Source organism: Streptomyces sp. MB09-01 (assembly GCF_033794505.1).
In the GTDB taxonomy this organism is placed as follows: Bacteria; Actinomycetota; Actinomycetes; order Streptomycetales; family Streptomycetaceae; genus Streptomyces.
Map to the genome: position 1 here is coordinate 1 of NZ_JARAYQ010000579.1, position 1,008 is coordinate 1,008.

A 1,008-nucleotide genomic window follows, 5' to 3' on the forward strand; every position below is an offset into this window, starting at 1 on the left:
GGTGGGTGCCGGGGCCGTGCGGCGCGGGTCGGGGCAGGGCCGGGACGCGTTCGGAACGGACTCGGAGCGGGCGCGGAACGGGGTTCGGAGTGCGGCCAGGGCGGGACCAAAGGCCCATTCCGGCCCCCCGAGGGCGTCGCGTAGTCTGTTCGGAGCAGAAGGGGAGTAGCTCTTCGCCGGACCGTCGACATACTGCTGGGTCACCCCAGCCGGCGCCCGGAGGCAGGCCGTGCACAGCGGTCGGCCAGCGAGACCTTCGGCCGCAGTGTCCTGTTCACGCGTGGACGCGTTTCGTACGCGCACACGCACGCCAGGGCGCCGCCGAGCCGAAGCGACCCCTGAAACACCCCAGGTCTCTCGGTACCGGTGGCGTCCTGCCCGACCGATCGAGGTTTCCACCCCCGTGTTCAGCTTCAGCATCACGGCGATCGCCTTCGGCGTCGTCTTCCTTGCCGAGCTCCCCGACAAGACGGCCCTCGCCGGCCTGATGCTCGGCACGCGCTACCGCGCCTCCTACGTCTTCGCGGGCGTCGCCGCCGCCTTCGCCGTACACGTCGCCCTCGCGATCGCCGCCGGCAGCGTGCTCACCCTGCTCCCGCACCGCCTAGTCCAGGCCGTCGTAGGCATCCTCTTCCTCCTGGGCGCGGCCATGCTGCTCCTGAAGAAGGACGACGGGGAGGAGGAGGTCAAGCCGCCCGCCGACCAGTCCTTCTGGAAGGTCTCGGGGGCCGGCTTCATGCTGATCCTGGTGGCGGAGTTCGGTGACCTGACCCAGATCATGACCGCCAACCTCGCCGCGCGGTACGACGACCCCGTCTCCGTCGGCATCGGCGCGGTGCTGGCCCTGTGGGCGGTCGCGGGCATCGGCATCCTGGGCGGGCGCACCCTGATGAAGTACGTGCCGCTGCGACTGATCACCAGGATCGCGGCAGCGGTGATGGCGGCCCTGGCCGTGTTCTCGCTGTACGAGGCGATCGCGGGCTGACGGGCGGGCGCGGGCTGTGTGGA

General features: G+C 71.0%; 1 protein-coding gene. It reads left to right on the forward strand.

The window, feature by feature from the left end; all coding sequences use genetic code 11:
- The first annotated feature begins 403 nt into the window (after positions 1 to 403).
- Positions 404 to 985, forward strand: coding sequence for a TMEM165/GDT1 family protein (locus PV721_RS43560; RefSeq protein ID WP_319734439.1), 582 nt, complete (start codon positions 404 to 406; stop codon positions 983 to 985).
- The last annotated feature ends 23 nt before the right edge of the window (positions 986 to 1,008 follow it).